The 17,425-nt window shown below is 65.3% G+C and carries 14 protein-coding genes; 9 read left to right on the forward strand and 5 right to left on the reverse strand.

What is annotated here, in order from left to right; all coding sequences use genetic code 11:
- Positions 1-152: 152 nt before the first annotated feature.
- Positions 153-1,730, reverse strand: coding sequence for a fatty acid--CoA ligase (locus tag CIT40_RS11000; RefSeq protein ID WP_094890648.1), 1,578 nt, complete (start codon positions 1,728-1,730; stop codon positions 153-155).
- A gap of 247 nt (positions 1,731-1,977) precedes the next feature.
- Positions 1,978-2,850, reverse strand: a complete 873-nt coding sequence (locus CIT40_RS11005) for an SDR family oxidoreductase (RefSeq protein WP_094890647.1) — start codon at positions 2,848-2,850, stop codon at positions 1,978-1,980.
- Positions 2,851-2,956: 106 nt separating this feature from the next.
- On the opposite strand from CIT40_RS11005, the gene CIT40_RS11010 reads away from it, so the two are divergent.
- From CIT40_RS11010 to ppc, 5 genes are all read left to right on the forward strand, one after another.
- The gene (locus tag CIT40_RS11010; protein WP_094890645.1) at positions 2,957-3,766 is read left to right on the forward strand and encodes a crotonase/enoyl-CoA hydratase family protein; all 810 of its coding nucleotides are present in this window, start codon (positions 2,957-2,959) and stop codon (positions 3,764-3,766) included.
- Between the two features lie 127 nt (positions 3,767-3,893).
- The gene (locus CIT40_RS11015) at positions 3,894-5,438 is read left to right on the forward strand and encodes an acyl-CoA synthetase (RefSeq protein WP_094890644.1); all 1,545 of its coding nucleotides are present in this window, start codon (positions 3,894-3,896) and stop codon (positions 5,436-5,438) included.
- 101 nt (positions 5,439-5,539) lie between these two features.
- Positions 5,540-6,343 carry an enoyl-CoA hydratase/isomerase family protein gene (locus CIT40_RS11020; protein ID WP_094890643.1) on the forward strand — a complete coding sequence of 268 codons (804 nt, stop codon included), beginning with the start codon at positions 5,540-5,542 and terminating at the stop codon, positions 6,341-6,343.
- Between the two features lie 147 nt (positions 6,344-6,490).
- Positions 6,491-6,895: a YccF domain-containing protein gene (locus CIT40_RS11025; RefSeq protein ID WP_094890641.1), complete on the forward strand. Its 405-nt coding sequence runs from the start codon at positions 6,491-6,493 to the stop codon at positions 6,893-6,895.
- 1,164 nt (positions 6,896-8,059) lie between these two features.
- Complete coding sequence (gene ppc / locus CIT40_RS11030) at positions 8,060-10,849, forward strand: phosphoenolpyruvate carboxylase (protein WP_094890640.1); 2,790 nt, start codon at positions 8,060-8,062, stop codon at positions 10,847-10,849.
- Between the two features lie 79 nt (positions 10,850-10,928).
- On the opposite strand, the gene CIT40_RS11035 is transcribed toward ppc, so the two are convergent.
- The 3 genes from CIT40_RS11035 to CIT40_RS11045 all read right to left on the reverse strand — a co-directional run bounded on the left by CIT40_RS11035 (position 10,929) and on the right by CIT40_RS11045 (position 13,536).
- Entirely contained in the window at positions 10,929-11,843 is a 915-nt protein-coding gene (locus CIT40_RS11035) for an SDR family oxidoreductase (RefSeq protein WP_038947755.1), read from the reverse strand.
- A gap of 136 nt (positions 11,844-11,979) precedes the next feature.
- Entirely contained in the window at positions 11,980-13,119 is a 1,140-nt protein-coding gene (locus CIT40_RS11040) for a thiolase C-terminal domain-containing protein (RefSeq protein WP_094890638.1), read from the reverse strand.
- A gap of 3 nt (positions 13,120-13,122) precedes the next feature.
- Complete coding sequence (locus CIT40_RS11045; protein ID WP_027568974.1) at positions 13,123-13,536, reverse strand: Zn-ribbon domain-containing OB-fold protein; 414 nt, start codon at positions 13,534-13,536, stop codon at positions 13,123-13,125.
- Positions 13,537-13,716: 180 nt separating this feature from the next.
- Here CIT40_RS11045 and CIT40_RS11050 point away from each other — a divergent pair, with 180 nt between their 5' ends.
- From CIT40_RS11050 to alkB, 4 genes are all read left to right on the forward strand, one after another.
- Positions 13,717-15,066, forward strand: coding sequence for an amidase (locus CIT40_RS11050; RefSeq protein WP_109862219.1), 1,350 nt, complete (start codon positions 13,717-13,719; stop codon positions 15,064-15,066).
- Complete coding sequence (locus CIT40_RS11055; RefSeq protein ID WP_094890637.1) at positions 15,059-15,745, forward strand: DUF2848 domain-containing protein; 687 nt, start codon at positions 15,059-15,061, stop codon at positions 15,743-15,745. Before CIT40_RS11050 ends, CIT40_RS11055 begins: the two co-directional genes overlap by 8 nt.
- A gap of 226 nt (positions 15,746-15,971) precedes the next feature.
- Positions 15,972-16,718 (forward strand): 2OG-Fe(II) oxygenase, encoded by a 747-nt coding sequence (locus CIT40_RS11060; protein ID WP_094890662.1) that lies wholly within the window; start codon positions 15,972-15,974, stop codon positions 16,716-16,718.
- Positions 16,719-16,727: 9 nt separating this feature from the next.
- On the forward strand, positions 16,728-17,381 hold the full coding sequence (gene alkB, locus CIT40_RS11065) for a DNA oxidative demethylase AlkB (protein ID WP_094890635.1): 654 nt from the start codon (positions 16,728-16,730) through the stop codon (positions 17,379-17,381).
- Positions 17,382-17,425: the final 44 nt, after the last annotated feature.

Consider the following 17,425-nt stretch of genomic DNA (forward strand, 5'->3'; position numbering starts at 1 on the left):
TCCCAAACTCGATCGCAACCGTGCGCGTGCGGCTGATTTACGATCTTATCAAAACCTTGTCACGGTGTCCCTGCTGCGGAGCCATCGCCCCACCTAGAACCCGACGAACGACCGTGACGCAGTAAGACTAACCCACCCTACGGCACTGGCGATCAATTCACCCGCCGGTCCTTCCCCGCCCAATACGGCTCGCGCAATTGCCGCCGCAAGATCTTGCCTGACGGATTCCTTGGCAAGGCCGGCAGGAACTCCACGCTCTTCGGCGTCTTGAACCCCGCGATGCGCGTCCGGGTGAAGTTGATGATGTCGGTAGCTGTCGCTTCCTTGCCCGGCTTCATAACCACGACCGCTTTCACCGCCTCGCCCCATTTCTCATCGGGGATGCCGATCACGGCGGCCTCAGCGACGTCAGGGTGATCGCACAGCGCGCTCTCGACCTCGGCGGGGTAGATGTTCTCGCCGCCGGAGATGATCATGTCCTTGATGCGGTCGTGGATGTAGAGATAGCCGTCCTCGTCCATGTAGCCGGCATCGCCGGTGCGCAGCCAGCCGTCGCTGCGCAGCGTCGAGGCCGTCGCCTCCGGCAGATTCCAGTAGCCGGCCATGTTGGAGCCCGAGCGCGTGGCGATCTCGCCGACCGCGCGGGGCGGCAGCGGCTTGCCGTCAACGTCCAGGATCGCCAGCTCGATGCCGGGTAGCGCCTTGCCGGCCGAGCGCATCCGCTCCAGCCCCTCGACGTGATCCTCCGGCGGCAGCGCGACGATCGTGCCCGTCGTTTCCGTCATGCCGTACATCTGCACGAAGCCGCATTTGAAGACCTCGATGCATTCCTTCAGCAGCGCCGCCGGAATCGGCGAGGCGCCGTAGAGCATGTATTTCAGCCGCGAGAAATCGACCGTTCTGGCGCGCGGCTGCCGCACGACGAACTGCATCGCGGCGGGCACCATGAACAGTTTCGTGATGCCCGACTGCTCGAAGAAGTCCAAAACCCTGGTCGGATCGAACTCGCGCGCGATCACGCCGCGGGCGCCATGGTAGAGCCCCATCACGCCCCAGCCGGAGCCGCCGATATGGAAGATCGGCATCGCCACCAGCGAGACGTCCTCGGTCGACCACCGGTTCCATTCCGGCTTGTCCTCGGCATTGCCTGTCTGCACGAGGTTGAGGAAGTTGGCGTGGCTCAGCATCGCGCCCTTCGGCTTGCCTGTCGTGCCCGACGTGTAGAGCTGAATCGCGATGTCTTTCGTGTCGATCGGCACCCCGGGATCGTCGCCGCTCTGCGCATCGCGCCAGGCCGCAAAATCCTGCCATTCCGGCGCGCCGCCCTCGGTGGTGATGATGGTACGTACGCCCGGCAGCTGATCCCTGATCTGGCGGACCTGCGTGATGAATTCAGGTCCCACGAACAGCACGGCCGCCGCGCAATCGCTGACGATGAAGGCGACCTCGGGCCCCGCGAGCCGCCAGTTCACCGGTGCCATCACCACGCCGGCCTTCATCGCGCCCATCAGCAATTCGAAATAGACGTCGCTGTTCTTGCCGAGATAGGCGATGCGGTCGCCGTGCCTGACGCCCATCGCAATCAGGGCGTTCGCGACCTTGTTGGTCTTGACGTCGAATTCGGCAAAGCTGGTGAGGCGGCCTTCGAACTCGTAGGCGATGGCGTCGCCGCGGCTCCTGGCGCGCTCGCGTACCATGTCGGCAAGAGTTGCCAATGGCTGTGTGGACATGTTTCTCCCGTGGGCGTTTTGCTTTTGTGGCCGGGAGTGTGGAGTCGATCGCGGGTGAAGACAAGATGAGGGTTACGCTGTCGTCCCGGACGCGCTGCAGCGCTCTTGCGCTGCGCAGAGGCGGGACCCATGCTCCAGTGTGCGGAAGGAGAGATGGGCCCCGGCTTAGCAGCGCACCACGCCGCTCCGGACGATGCTTCGCATCGCCGGGGGCGTGCTGCACTGCATCCGGGGCACGAGGCCGCGACTACCCCCGCTTGGCGCGATCCTTCTCGTTCTGCGCCATGATGCTCTCGCGGGCGGTCTTCCAATCGTCGTCGCTCCAGTCGCGGAGCTGGTAGAAATTGCCGCCCATGGCCAGCGCCTGGGCGCCGTCCATGGCGATGGTCTCGCCGTTGATCCAGTCGCAGCCGCCGGAGATCAGGAACACCGCGAGGTTCTGCAGCTCCTCCATGGAGCCGACGCGGCCCATCGGGTTCATCGCCTTGGTGCGCGCGCCGGCCTCGTCGCCCGGCTTGATGCGCTTGCTCATGCCCTCGGTCGGGATTTCGCCGGGTGCGATGGTGTTGAGGCGGATGCCGTAGCGGCCCCATTCGGTCGCGAGTGACATCGTCATGGCGTGGATCGCCGATTTGCTCATCGCCGACGGCACCACGTAAGGCGAGCCGTTGCGCACCCAGGTCACGGTGATGGAGACGACGTTGCCCGGTTGCTTCTCCGCGATCCAGCGCTTGCCGACGGCCTGCGTCACGTAGAACGTGCCGTGCATGACGATGTTGGCGACCGCATCGAAGCCGCGCGGCGACAGTTCCTCGGTGCGCGAGATGAAATTGCCGGCGGCGTTGTTGATGAGGTCGGTGAGGCCGCCGTCGCGAAAAATGGTCTCGACCATCTCCTCGACCGCGAGCGCGTTGCGGATGTCGACGCCGTGGCTGGTGACGCGGCCGCCGTACTCGGCCATCAGCTCGGTCGCGGTCTCGTCGCACACGATCTTGCGCCGGCCGCAGATGTGCACTTCGGCGCCGAGCTGGAGGAAGCGCGCCGCCATCGACTTGCCGAGACCGGTGCCGCCGCCGGTCACGAGAATGCGCCGCCCGGCCAGAAGATTTTCCTTGAACATGGCTGTTTCTCCCGTACGGATTGTCAGTTAATTGGTCGATTGACTAAAACCGGCTGGCGGCGTCCTGTAAAGTCGCAACCGGTCACGAACAGGGGAGAATTCGTCCATGGAAGATCGCGTTTCGATCTCGATCTCGGAAGGCGTCGCCGACGTGCGCCTGGTGCGCGCCGACAAGATGAACGCGCTGGATCAGGCGATGTTCGAGGCTCTGGTCGCCGCAACCGACCGGCTTTCAAAGGACAAGAGCGTGCGCGTGGTCGTGCTGTCGGGCGAAGGGCGTGCGTTCTGTGCCGGCCTCGACATGGGACGTTTTGCCGCCATGAACGAAAAGGGCGGCAACGGAATTCCGGGTGGCGAAAATCGCGACCTCACCAAGCGGACGCACGGTCAGGCGAACTTCCCGCAACAGGCGGTGTGGGGCTGGCGGCAGCTTCCGGTGCCAGTGATCGCCGCGATTCAGGGCGTTGCGTTCGGCGGCGGCTTCCAGCTCGCGCTCGGTGCCGACATGCGCTTCCTGACGCCCGATGCGCGGATGTCGATCATGGAAATCAAATGGGGCCTCGTACCCGACATGGCGGGCACGCCGATCCTCGCAAGCCTCGTGCGCGACGACATCCTGCGCGATCTCACCTACACCGGCCGCATCTTCTCCGCGCAGGAGGCGATGTCTTACGGCCTCGCCACGCGCATCTGCGACGATCCGCGCGCGACGGCGCTCGAGGTTGCGCGCGAGATTGCGGGCAAAAGCCCCGATGCGATCCGCGCGGCCAAGCGGCTGCTGAACAATCTCTCCGTCGATCCCGGTCCGGCGTTGCTCGCCGAATCCGTCGAGCAGCAGAAGCTGATCGGCAGCGCGAACCAGACCGAAGCGGTGCGTGCCAATCTGGAGAAGCGCGCGGCGAGGTATGTGGATTAGCACGGATCTCATCCCGAGGAGCCGCGAAGCGGCGTCTCGAGGGATGGGCCACGGGCTCTCATGGTTCGAGACGGCGCTTCGCGCCTCCTCACCATGAGGATCGACTCCAACGAAGAAGAAAAACAAAATGAGCGAAACGTCCCCATTCCTCGGCATCGTCTCCGGCGAGCGCCGCCGTTCCCACACCGAGGTCGCAACCCGCGCCGACCGCATTGCCTCCGGTCTCGCCAAAATCGGTGTCCGCCAGGGCGATTGCGTCTGCATGCTGATGCGCAACGACATCGCGTTCCTCGAATCCGCCTACGCGGCGATGCGCCTCGGCGCCTATGGCGTGCCGATCAACTGGCACTTCAAGCCGGAGGAGATCAACTACATCCTGAACGACACCGGCACGTCGGTGCTGATCGGACACGCCGACATGCTGCACGCCTTGCGCGAAGCGATTCCTGAGGGCGTCACCGTGCTCAGCGTGCCGACGCCGCCGGAGATCCTGTCCAACTACAAGATCGATCCCGATCACCTGAAGACGCCGGACTTCGCCATCGATTTCGAATCCTGGCTCGCGCAACTTGAGCCTTACGACGGCCCGGTCGTGCCGCAGCCGATGAACATGATCTACACCTCGGGCACCACGGGCCATCCCAAGGGCGTCCGCCGCAACGCGCCGACGCCGGAGCAGCAGGCGGCCGGCGAGCGCATGCGCGCGATGATCTATGGCCTCAAGCCCGGCGCCCGCGCGATCCTGCCGGGCCCGCTGTATCATTCCGCGCCGAACTCCTTCGGCATCCGCGCCGGCAAGCTCGGCGGCGCGCTGGTGCTGATGCCGCGTTTCGAGCCGGAAGAATTCTTGGAGCTGATCGAGCGCTTTGCGATCGACACCATCTTCATGGTGCCGACCATGTTCATCCGCCTGATGAAGCTGCCGGAGGCGGTGCGCAGGAAGTACGACGTCTCCTCGCTGCGCCACGTCATCCATGCCGCCGCGCCGTGCCCGGCCGACGTCAAGCGCGCCATGATCGAATGGTGGGGGCCGGTGATCTACGAATTCTACGGCTCGACCGAATCCAGCGCGGTCACCTTCGCGACCTCGGAAGATGCGCTGAAAAAGCCCGGCACCGTCGGCAAGATTTCGCCCGGCGCGGAGCTGCGCTTCCTCGGCGAGGACGGCCGGGTGCTGCCGGCCGGCGAAATCGGCGAGATCTATTCCCGCATGGCCGGGATGGCCGACTTCACCTACCACAACAAGCCGGAGAAACGCGCCGAGATCGACCGCGACGGCTTCATCACCTCCGGCGATGTCGGCTACATCGACGCGGACGGCTACGTCTTCATCTGCGACCGCAAGCGCGACATGGTGATCTCGGGCGGCGTCAACATCTATCCCGCCGAGATCGAATCCGTGCTGCATGCCGTGCCGGGCGTGCACGATTGCGCGGTGTTCGGCATCCCAGACCCCGAGTTCGGCGAGGCGCTGATGGCCGTGGTGGAGCCGCAAGCCGGCGTCACCCTCGAGCCTGCCGACGTTCGTGCGAGATTGAAGACGTCGCTCGCCGATTACAAGGTGCCGAAACACATCGAGATCCGCAGCGGCCTGCCGCGCGAAGATTCCGGCAAGATCTTCAAGCGCCGCCTGCGCGATCCCTATTGGGAGCAGGCGGGACGGAAGATTTGACAGAAGCGTAGCCCGGATGAGCGAAGCGATATCCAGGTCGGTGCAACCTAAGGTCCCGGATCTCGCTTCGCTCATCCGGGCTACCAAGAGAGAGGACTTTCATGAGCGACGCGGCAAACCAGACCAACGAAGTCCTCTACACAATCGCCGACCACGTCGCGACCATCACGCTGAACGCGCCGGAGCGCATGAACACGATCTCCGGCCCGATGCTGAACGATCTGGCGCGGCTGCTGACCGAGTCCAATGAGGACAAGAACGTTCGCGTCGTGATCCTCACCGGCAAGGGCAGGGCGTTCTGCGCGGGCCTCGATTTGCGCAAGGAGCGTGACGGCAACGGCCTCAGCGCCGCGTCATCGCCGACCACGATCAACCTCCGCAACACGCCCCCGACGGTGCTGCAGGCGATGGACAAGCCGACCATCTGCGCCGTCAATGGCGGCGCGGCCGGCTACGGCATGGACACCGCGCTCGGCTGCGACATCCGCATCATGGCGGAGTCATCGAAGCTCGCCGCCGCCTTCGTCAAGCGCGGCGTGGTGCCGGAATCCGGCGGCACCTGGCTGTTGCCGCGCATGCTCGGCTGGGCCAAGGCGTCCGAGCTGATCTTCACCGGCCGCACGCTGAGCGCGCGCGAGTGCCTGGAATGGGGCCTCGCCAACGAGGTCGTGCCGGATGCCGAGCTGATGAGCCGCGCGACTGCGATCGCCCGCGAAATCGCCGCCAACGCGCCGCTGGCCGTGCAGGCCTCCAAGCGCATGATGCGGATGGGCCTCAACGAGAATTTCCACGACCACGTCCACCACGTCTATCTCCAGCTGCTGCCGCTGTTCAAGACGCAGGACATGGCCGAGGGCATGAAGGCGTTCATGGAAAAGCGCGAGCCGAAATTCGAGGGGCGGTAATCGCGTAGCCCGGGTGAGCGCAGCGATACCCGGGACGGTGAGAGTTAAGTCCCGGATGTCGCTTCGCTCATCCGGGCTACCCTGCCGTCATAGCAGAGACGGATTTCGTGCCTATATGAGCGGGAACGTCCACCCCCGGATCATGCCATGACCCCCGTTTCCATGCTGCTCAACATCCTCTGGATCCTCATCGGCGGCGCCTGGATGGCGGCCGGGTGGCTGATTGCCGCGGTCATCATGGCCATCACCATCGTCGGCCTGCCCTGGGCGCGGGCGGCGTTCAACATCGCCGTCTACACGCTGCTGCCGTTCGGCTCGCGTGCGGTCAACCGCTATGACGTCACCGGTATGGAAGATATCGGCACCGGCCCGCTCGGGGTGATCGGCAACATCATCTGGTTCGTGCTCGCCGGCTGGTGGCTGGCGCTCGGCCACCTGTTGACCGCACTGGCGCTCGCGATCACCATCATCGGCATCCCGTTCGCATGGGCCCACCTCAAGCTCGCCGGCATCGCGCTTTGGCCGATCGGCAAGGTGATCGTGCCGGCGTAGGGCCGAAGAGCGGGACGGTTGGCCTTTCTAGCTGCAACCCGACACGCTTCGCGATTGTTTACGACACAATGCGTTTGATACTGCATCTGTTCGGTGGCTTGATCTGCGCGCTGGGCGTGATTGCGATAGGTGTTTCGAGCCACGGAACAATTGAGCCCGTATTCAAAGCCGTTTGGATGCCGGCGATCTGGCTGGTTCGGCTATCGGACGAGCTATGTCCGCCAGCAGGCGTGAGATGCGCTATGGGATCGGTTAGCCAGGGCTCACATCACCTTTGGTTCGGGCTGTGCCTCCTCGGCTTTTGGTGGGTCGTCACGTCGCTCGCGATCTGGCTCGTCGTCCGCCGACGTCGATCATCTTCGAAACCTTAGTTACTCTCTCTCCACCATCCCTCGCGCTGCCTGACGGGCAAAACACCCTACATGCGGGTCAAGCGGCTCGCCCCAAAATATTCTGATTGACCGAATTCGCGACTTCGGCTAAACCGCATTCCATCCCGGCCCGTCAAAGGGGCGTTTCGCGATCGTCACGATACGCGGGCGGGGATGCGATGGACGCGGCAGCGCCGGCGCGTGAGGTGATGGCAGGGCGGGCGACCCCTGTGAGCCATCGCGATCCGCGGCACGACACGGCGCGGTTACAACGTTTCGTTTCGGCGTCGGGGGCGAGCACGCGCGAGCTTCCGACTGTCCGGGGCGGGACGTCCGCGGACGGCAAAAGCGTGTGGTCCTGGCGCCTGCAGTCTGGCGTCAAGGCTTGCGGTGATGAGGCGGCCCGACCGGGAACGCGCATCGATCAGCCGCAAGGCAACGGGGGCAATAGTGCATCGCTCCCCGGGGAGAGCGCGCCATAAGCCGTAACACCATTGCGCAGGGAAGGCCGGGCGACCGGCAACACCTGTGGTCAACCCCGCGTGCGTTTTTCGCGTGCGGACCCTGGGTGCCAGCCGGCGCCCGGCCTTCCCTGCGCCCTTTGTTCTCGACGAGGGCGAAACGGACAGCAAAGCTCGGGCGGAACACGCCGCGAGATCGCGAAAGCGCGTCCGGGACACGAGCAGGACGTGAGGTGTGCGCCGCTCCCAACTTCATCTTGCGTTGCGGTAGAAAAATATCGCACACTCCGACGGCCGGGGAGCCATAGGGAGCTCGAGAACGGGAGCGCACCATGTCCCTCCAAACCGTATCATCCGACAACACAGATCGGCTCAATCGTCCCGAGGACCCCCAGGCGTTGGAGGCCGACGCCCGGCTGCGCGACGACATCCGCCTGCTCGGACGCATCCTCGGCGACACCGTACGCGACCAGGAGGGTGCCGATGTGTTCGACCTGGTCGAACGCATCCGCCAGACCTCGATCCGGTTTCACCGCGACGAGGACCGGCTTGCCCGCCGCGAGCTCGAGCAGATCCTCGACAGCATGTCGACCTCCGAGACGGTACGGATCGTCCGCGCCTTCAGCTATTTCTCCCACCTCGCCAACATCGCCGAGGACCAGAACAACATCCGCCAGATGCGGGCCCGCAGCGCCGGCAAGAGCACGGGCGTGCTGGCCGAGACGCTCGCCCACGCCAAGGCGGCGGGCATCGGCCCCGATCAGCTCCGCAGCTTCTTCAAGTCAGCGCTGGTCAGCCCGGTGCTGACCGCGCACCCGACCGAAGTCCGCCGCAAGAGCACCATGGACCGCGAGATGGAGGTCGCAGGCTTGCTCGACCACCGCGAGCGCGTGGCGCTGACCGCGGAGGAGGCCGCTGCCTCCGACGAGCAGCTGCGCCGCGAGGTGCTGACGCTGTGGCAGACCAACCTGCTGCGCCGGACCAAGCTCACCGTGCTCGACGAGGTCGCCAACGGCCTGTCGTTCTACGATTACACCTTCCTGCGCGAGGTGCCGCGGCTGGTCAACGCGCTGGAAGACCGGCTGGAGGAGGGCGGCGAGCAGGCAGCCTCCGAGCTCGCCTCGTTCCTGCGCATGGGCAGCTGGATCGGCGGCGATCGCGACGGCAATCCCTTCGTGACTGCCGACGTGATGCGCGGCACGCTGCGGCTGCAGTCGAGCCGGGTCATGCAGTTCTATCTGGAAGAGCTACATGTGCTCGGCTCGGAATTGTCGATCGCAGCGCATCTCGCCGACGTCTCCGAGGAGTTGCGCAAGCTTGCGGAGCGTTCGCCCGACACCTCGCCGCACCGGAGCGGCGAGCCCTATCGCCTCGCGGTCTCCGGCATCTATGCGCGCCTGACGGCGACGGCCGAAATGCTGCAGGTCGAGATCACGCGCCGGCCGGTCGGCAAGGGCGCGCCATATGCGAGCGTGAAGGAGCTGCAGGCCGATCTCGACGTGCTGCACCGCTCGCTGATCTCCAACAACGCCCGCGTCATCGCGCGCGGCCGGCTGCGGCTGCTGCGCCGCGCCGTCGACTGCTTCGGCTTCCACCTCGCCCGGCTCGACATCCGCCAGAACTCGGCGGTGCACGAGCGCACCATCGCCGAGCTGATGGACGCCGCCAATCCCGGTATGTCCTATCTCGCGCTCGGCGAGGACGCCCGCATCTCGCTGCTGACGAACGAACTGCGCTCGACGCGCGCGCTGGTCTCGCCCTTCGTCAAATACAGCGACGAGACCATGGGCGAGCTCAACGTGTTCCATGCCGCCGCCGAAGCGCATGTGAAGTTCGGCTCGGACGCCATTCCCCAATGCATCATCTCGATGTGCAAGGGCATGTCCGACATGCTCGAGGTCGCAGTGCTCTTGAAGGAGGTCGGCCTCGTCCATCCTTCCGGCCGCAGCGCCATCAACATCGTGCCGCTGTTCGAGACGATCGAGGATCTGCAGGCCTCCTCAGGCATCATGGATCGCATGCTGTCGCTGCACGATTACCGTCGCCTGGTCGACAGCCGCGGCAGCGTGCAGGAGGTCATGCTCGGCTATTCCGACAGCAACAAGGACGGCGGCTTCGTCACCTCGGGCTGGGAACTCTACAAGGCCGAGATCAACCTCGTCGAGGTGTTCGAGCGGCATCACGTGCGGCTGCGCCTGTTCCACGGCCGCGGCGGCTCGGTCGGTCGCGGCGGCGGTCCGAGCTATGACGCCATCATCGCCCAGCCCGGCGGCGCGGTGAACGGCCAGATCCGCATCACCGAGCAGGGCGAGATCATCTCGTCGAAATATTCCAACGCCGAAGTCGGCCGCAACAATCTGGAAATCCTCGCCGCCGCGACGCTGGAGGCGAGCCTGTTGCATCCGCGCCAGAGCGCGCCGCGCCGCGAATACCTCACCGCGATGGACGAGCTGTCGAACCTCGCTTTCAAGGCCTATCGCGGCTTGGTCTACGAGACCGAGGGCTTCGTCGATTATTTCTGGTCCTCGACCGTCATCAACGAGATTGCGACGCTGAACATCGGCAGCCGTCCGGCCTCGCGCAAGAAGACCCGCGCGATCGAGGATCTGCGCGCCATCCCCTGGGTGTTCTCATGGGCGCAATGCCGCCTGATGCTGCCGGGCTGGTACGGCTTCGGCAGCGCGGTCGAGCAGTGGATCGCGGAACATCCCGACAAGGGCATGCCGTTCCTGAAAGAACTCTACCAGGAATGGCCGTTCTTCCGCATGCTGCTGTCGAACATGGACATGGTGCTCGCGAAAAGCTCGATCGCGATCGCCTCGCGCTATGCCGAGCTGGTGCCGGATGAAGCGCTGCGCGAAAAGATCTTCGGCCGCATCCGCCGCGAATGGCACGCCTCGATCGAGACGCTGCTCGACATCATGGGCCAGGATCGGCTGCTGCAGGGCAATCCGCTGCTGGAGCGCTCGGTGCGCCACCGCTTCCCCTATCTCGATCCGCTCAACCACGTGCAGGTCGAGCTGTTGAAGGAGCACCGCGCGCAGAACCCGGACGAGCAGGTGCTGCGCGGGATTCAGCTGACCATCAACGGGATCTCGGCGGGGTTGAGGAATACGGGGTAAGAGGGCGAATGGCGAATGGCGAGTAGCGAGTAGCGAATAGAACCCGATTCGCCATTCGCCACTCCCTATTCGCGTTGCGTCACACCGGATCCCAGGTGAAGATGTCCGCGGAGCGGTCGAGCTTGTAGAACGAGCCCTTCAGCGCCGGCATGCCGTGTTCGGCGATCGATTGCGGCGTCCAGCCTTCGCTCCGCTGCACCGAGCGGATCGGTCTGTTCTGGCTGAACAGGAAGATCTCGTTCATGCGCACGCCGAAAATCTGCCCGGTGACGTCCTTGGCGGAATCGGAGATCAGATAGCCGCAGAGCGGCGCGATCTTCTCCGGGCCCATCTGCTTGATCTTCTCGACCCGCGCCTTCTCCGCTTCGGTCTCGGTCGGGATGGTGCCGATCATGCGGGTCCAGGCGAACGGCGAAACGCAGTTGGAGCGGACGTTGAAGCGGCCCATGTCGAGCGCGATCGACTTGGACAGCCCGACGATGCCGAGCTTGGCGGCGGCGTAATTGGCCTGGCCGAAATTGCCGATCAGGCCGGAGGTCGAGGTGAAGTGCACGAAGGAGCCTGATTCCTGCTCGCGGAAGATCCGCGCCGCGGCGTGGCTGACATAGAACGAGCCCATCAGATGCACCTTGATGACGGCCTCGAACGCTTCCACGCTCATCTTGTGGAAGATCATGTCGCGCAAAATGCCGGCATTGTTGACGACACCGTCGAGCCGGCCGAAATGATCTGTCGCGGTCTTCACGATCTTGCTGGCAGGGATGGCTTCGGCGACCGACTCGAAATTGGCGACCGCCGTGCCGCCGCGCTTCTTGATCTCCTCGACCACCTCCTCGGCGGGCGCCGCGTTCGAGCCGGCGCCGTCCGAGGCCCCGCCGGGATCGTTGACGACGACCTTGGCGCCCTCCGCCGCACACAGCAACGCGATCTCGCGCCCGATGCCGCGGCCCGCGCCGGTGACGATGATGACCTTGTCCTGCAGTGATTTGCTCATGGGGTGCCTCTCTATGTTGTCTCTGCCGCCGCGGCTAACTCAACTTGTCATGCGCGGGCTTGACCCGCGTATCCATCTTCAGAAGAGGATGGATTGCCAGGTCAAGCCCGGCAATGACGGCCGATTTCCCCGCCGCTTACCTCTCGTTCGTAAACACGATCGTGCCGGACGCAGCGAACATGCCGCCGACGCCGTGGCACACCGAAATCTTCGCGCCTGCGACCTGCGCCGGCGCGATGCCGCGCATCTGACGCACGCTCTCCTGCAGCGCGTACATCCCGTACATGCCCGAATGCATGTAGCTCAATCCGCCGCCATTGGTGTTGAGCGGCAGCTTGCCGCCAGGGCGGGTGTTGCCGTCGGCAATGAACTTGCCGGTCTCCTCATGCGGCATGAAGCCGAGGTCGCCGAGGCCGAACAGCGGCAGATGGGCAAACGCGTCGTAGATCATGAGATGATCGACGTCCTTGTGGGCGATGCCGGCTTCCCTGAAGGCCAGTGGCCCCGCAGTCTTGAACGCGCGCGAGGAGTTGAACGTTTCCATCTGGCTGACCATCGGCGTTTCCACGCTCTCGCCGGTGCCCATGATGTAGACGGGCTTGCGCGGAAAGTCCTTGGCGCGGTCGGCCGAGGTCAGGATCAGCGCGCCGCCGCCGTCTGTGACGAGGCAGCATTGCAGCAGGCGGAACGGATAGGCGATCATGCGCGAATTGAGCACGTCGGCAACCGTGATCGGGTCCTTCATCATCGCCCGCGGATTCTTCGCCGCCCATTCCCGCTGCACCACGGCCACCGAAGCCAACTGCTCATGCGTGATGCCGTAGGTCTTCATGAAGCGCAGCACGGGGATCGGGAACATGCTGGGCGGACCGTAAACACCGTAGGGCGCCTCGAACTGGCCGTTGAGGCTGTCGGCCGGCGTCGAGCGCGGCTGCTTGCCGATCATCGACTTGCCGCTCTCGGCATGGGTGATCAGCACGGTCTTGCACAGCCCGGCCTCGATCGCCGCCGCGGCATGGCGGACGTGCAGCATGAAGGAGCAACCGCCGACCGAGGTGCCGTCCACCCAGGTGGGCTTGATGCCGAGATAGTGGCAGACCTGCTGCGGCGTCTCGACCGCGGTGGCGAAGCCGTCGATGTCGGACAGCTTCAGCCCGGCATCGGCGATGGCGTTGAGCGCGGCATCCGCGTGCAGCTGGAGCTGCGAGGCATTGGGGATGACACCGAGCTCGGTGGTCTCGGCCGCGCCGACGACGGCAACCTGGTTCTTGCGCATGGCCTAGCCCTTCGCCGGACGGAACACGGGGAGGGTGATCTTGTCGTCGAGGGCCTCGAACGCGACCTCGAGCTTCATGTCGAGCTCGAGCGCCTCGGGCGTCTGCGGGCAGTCGATGATGTTGCTCATCATCCGCGGCCCCTCGGCAAGCTCGACCACCGCGATCGCATATGGCGGCGTGAAGCCGGGCGCGGCCGGGCGGTGGTTGATCACGTAGCTGTAAAGGAAGCCCTTGCCGCTCGCCTTGAAGATGCTGACCTTGCGCGAGGCGCAGGACGGGCAGAACGGGCGCGGCGGGAAGTAGACATGCGCGCAGGCGTCGCAGCGCTGCAGGCGCAATTCGCCGGCTTTGGTGCCGTCCCAGAAATGCTGGGTCTCCGGCGTCGGTTTTGGTCGCGCGCGCTGCGGTTCGGCCATGTCGGAAGCTCCTCCCAGAAGGCTCAGGCTTCACGCCCGCCCGTTTCGACCTTGATGCGACAATCGACCATGGTGCGTCAACGGTCCAGCAATACGCATGCATGCCATCATGCGCACAATGCTTGTGTCGAACTGAGGCAGCGCTATAGATTGCGCGCGACAATATTCCGTGAGACAGACATGCCCGAATTCCCGACACTGGCGCAGCTCGCCGAAGACCTCGAAAGCGGCCGCACCACCGCCCGCAAGCTGGTCGAAGGCTGCATCGCCAAAATCGCCGATCCCGCCGGGGAAGGCCAGCGCACCTTCCTCCATGTCGACAAGGACGCCGCGCTCGCCGCGGCGGACGCAATGGACGGCTTGCGCAAGGCCAAGGCGGCGCCGTCGCGCTATGCCGGCATCCCGGTCTCGATCAAGGACCTGTTCGACATCAAGGGCCAGGTGACGCGCGCCGGCTCCCGAGCCCTCGACGATTCCCCGCCGGCCGAGCAGGATGCCGCGACGGTGGCGCGGCTGCGCAGGGCCGGCTTCGTCGTGATCGGGCGCACCAACATGACCGAGTTCGCCTATTCCGGCATCGGCATCAATCCGCATTACGGCACGCCGAAGGGCACCTGGAACCGGACGGTGGGACATGTGCCCGGTGGCTCGTCCTCGGGCGCGGCGGTGTCCGTGCTCGACGGCATGGCGCATGGCGCGCTCGGCACCGACACCGGCGGCTCCTGCCGCATTCCAGCGGCCTATAACGGCATCGTCGGCTACAAGCCGACGCAGCGGCGCGTGCCGCTCGATGGCTCGGTGCCGCTGTCGTTCTCGCTCGACAGCATCGGGCCGCTGGCGCGATCGGTCAGCTGCTGTGCCATACTCGACGCCGTGCTCGCCAACGAGCCGATCGTCCCGCTGAAGCCGCGGCCCGTTCGGGGCATGCGGCTGGCGGTGCCGACCACGATCGCGCTCGACGATCTCGATACCGAGGTGGCCGAGACGTTCGAACGCGCCCTGAAGACGCTGTCCGATCACGGCGCGATCATCGAGCGCATCGAGATGGCCGAATTCCACGATATCGGCCCGATGAACGCCAAGGGCGGCTTTGCGGCGTCCGAGAGCTACGCCTGGCATCGCTATCTCCTCACGGCGAAGGGTGACGTCTACGACCCCAGAGTGTCCGTGCGTATCATGCGCGGCGAGGCGCAGAGTGCGGCCGACTACATCGATCTCCTCAACGAGCGCCGCTCGCTAATCGCTCGCGTCAACGCGCGCATCGCGCCGTACGACGCCCTGGTGCTGCCGACCACCGCCAACACGCCGCCAGAGATCGCCGATCTCGCCGACGACAAGGCCTTCACCATCCAGAACCTGCGCGCGCTGCGCAACTGCACCCTGATCAACATGATCGACGGCTGTGCCATCTCGCTGCCCGCGCATCGCCAGGGCGAAATTCCCGTCGGCCTGATGCTGGCGGGTGCGGGCGGCACCGACCGCCGTATCTTCGAGCTTGCTGCCGGCATGGAGGCCGTCATTCGTGTTTGACCTGACTTTCACCGTCGATGCCCAGGACACCACCACGCCGCTGACGCTCGCGATCGACCAGATGGTCATCGCCGGCTGGACCGGCCGCGATCCCGTGGCGCGCGACAAGCACATCAAAGAGCTGCAGGAGATGGGCATCGCCCCGCCGGCCTCGACGCCGATCTACTATCGCGGCGCGGCGCGGCGGCTGACCCAGGACAACAGCATCGAATGCACCGGCGGTGACTCGTCGGGTGAAGTCGAGTTCGTGCTGATCGGCTGGCAGGGCCGCATCTTCGTCGGCTGCGGCTCCGACCATACCGACCGCAAGGTCGAGGCCTATAACGTCACGGTGTCCAAGCAGATGTGCGACAAGCCGATCGCCTCCACGCTGTGGGAGCTGGAGGACGTCATCGGCCATTGGGACCAGATGATCCTGCGCTCCTATGCCACGATCAAGGGCGAGCGCGTGCTCTACCAGGAGGGCACGCTCGACGCGATGCTGCCGGTCAACGACCTGATCGCGCGCGGCTTCGAGGGCGGCAAATTCCCCGATGGCTGCGCCATGTTCGGCGGCACGTTTGCCGCCAAGGGCGGCATCCGCCCGGCCGAGCGTTTCGACTTCGAGCTCGAGGATCCCGTGCTGAAGCGCACGATCAGGCACGGCTACGGCGTGGTGACGCTGCCGGTGCGGGGCTAGTTCGCCCCGCAAACGAAGGTCTCATGGGGTGGGCAAAGCGACTTGTCCGCCAGAGCGCCTTTACGAAAATCTCTCCGCGTCATTGCGAGGAGCCCTTGCGACGAAGCAATCCAGACTGCCTCTGCGGAAAGATTCTGGATTGCTTCGCTCCGCTCGCAATGACGGAGCAAAAGGTCATCGGAAATCGGGTGGCGGTGGGTGCGCGAGACTTGCGAAGGTGGTGGCCATGACAGCAGCAGCACGCAAATCAGTCCATAAACCATCCGCCGACCTCAGCGCTCATGTCGACGCCCTCGACTGGCCGCAAATCACCACCGAGCTCGATGGCCAAGGCTGCGCGGTCCTGAAGGGCCTCCTGACGCCGGACCAATGCCTCGCCATCGCCGCCCTCTACCCGGACGATGCGCATTTCCGCAGCCGCATTGTCATGGGCCGCCACGGCTTCGGCCGCGGCGAGTACAAATACTTCGCCTATCCGCTGCCCGATCTAATCGCGCAATTGCGGCCGGCGCTGTACGCGCATCTTCAAGCCGTCGCCAACCGCTGGAACGAGGCGATGGGGATCGACATCCGTTATCCCCAGGAGCATGCCTCCTTCCTCAAGCGCTGCCACGAGGCAGGGCAGGCGCGGCCGACGCCGCTGCTGCTGCAATACGAGGCGGGCGACTACAACTGCCTGCATCAGGATCTCTACGGCGAGCACGTGTTCCCGCTTCAGGTCGCGATCCTGCTATCCGAGCCCGGTCGCGATTTCACCGGCGGTGAATTCGTGCTGACCGAGCAGCGGCCGCGTATGCAGTCCCGCGCCGAAGTCGTGCCGCTGGCGCAGGGCGACGCGGTTGCCTTCGCTGTGCATCACCGCCCGATGCAGGGGACACGCGGGACTTATCGCGTTAATCTCCGCCATGGTGTCAGCCGGATCAGGTCCGGCCAGCGCCACACGCTTGGTGTGATCTTTCACGATGCCAAATGAGTTCTGCGATTGACGGCCGATCTGTTCGATAGCGTTGCCGAGGCGCAGCCGTCGCGCGAGGAGATCGCCGACGGCGCCGTGCTGCTGCGCGGCTTCGTCAAACCGATCGAGACCGAGCTGGTCGCCGCCGTGCGCGCCATCGTGGCGCAATCGCCGTTCCGCCGCATGACCACGCCGGGCGGCCATTTGATGTCGGTGGCCATGACCAATTGCGGCGAGCGCGGCTGGATTACCGACCACACCGGCTATCGCTATGATCCCATCGATCCGCGCACCGGCGCGCCGTGGCCGGCAATGCCGCCGGTGTTGCGTGATCTCGCCCGCCACGCGGCGGAGCAGCGCGGTTTTGAGAACTTCGCGCCCGATGCCTGCCTCGTCAACCGCTACGAGCCCGGCACGCGGCTGTCGCTGCATCAGGACAAGGACGAGCTGGATTATTCGGCGCCGATCGTCTCGGTCTCGCTCGGCCTGCCCGCGACCTTCCTGTTCGGCGGCATGGCGCGCGCCGACAAGCCACGCCGCTTCCGGCTGGTCCATGGCGACGTCGTGGTCTGGGGCGGAGCCAGCCGGCTCGCCTATCACGGCGTGGCGCCGCTCGCCGACGGCGAGCACGCGCTGCTCGGGCGGAAGAGAATCAATTTGACCTTCCGCAGAACGCGCTGACGCGTTTGCTCGCCTGCCTCGTTCGTCTAAGCTCGGCAACGGGG

The sequence above is a fragment of the Bradyrhizobium amphicarpaeae genome, assembly GCF_002266435.3.
GTDB classification, from domain to species: Bacteria; Pseudomonadota; Alphaproteobacteria; order Rhizobiales; family Xanthobacteraceae; genus Bradyrhizobium; species Bradyrhizobium amphicarpaeae.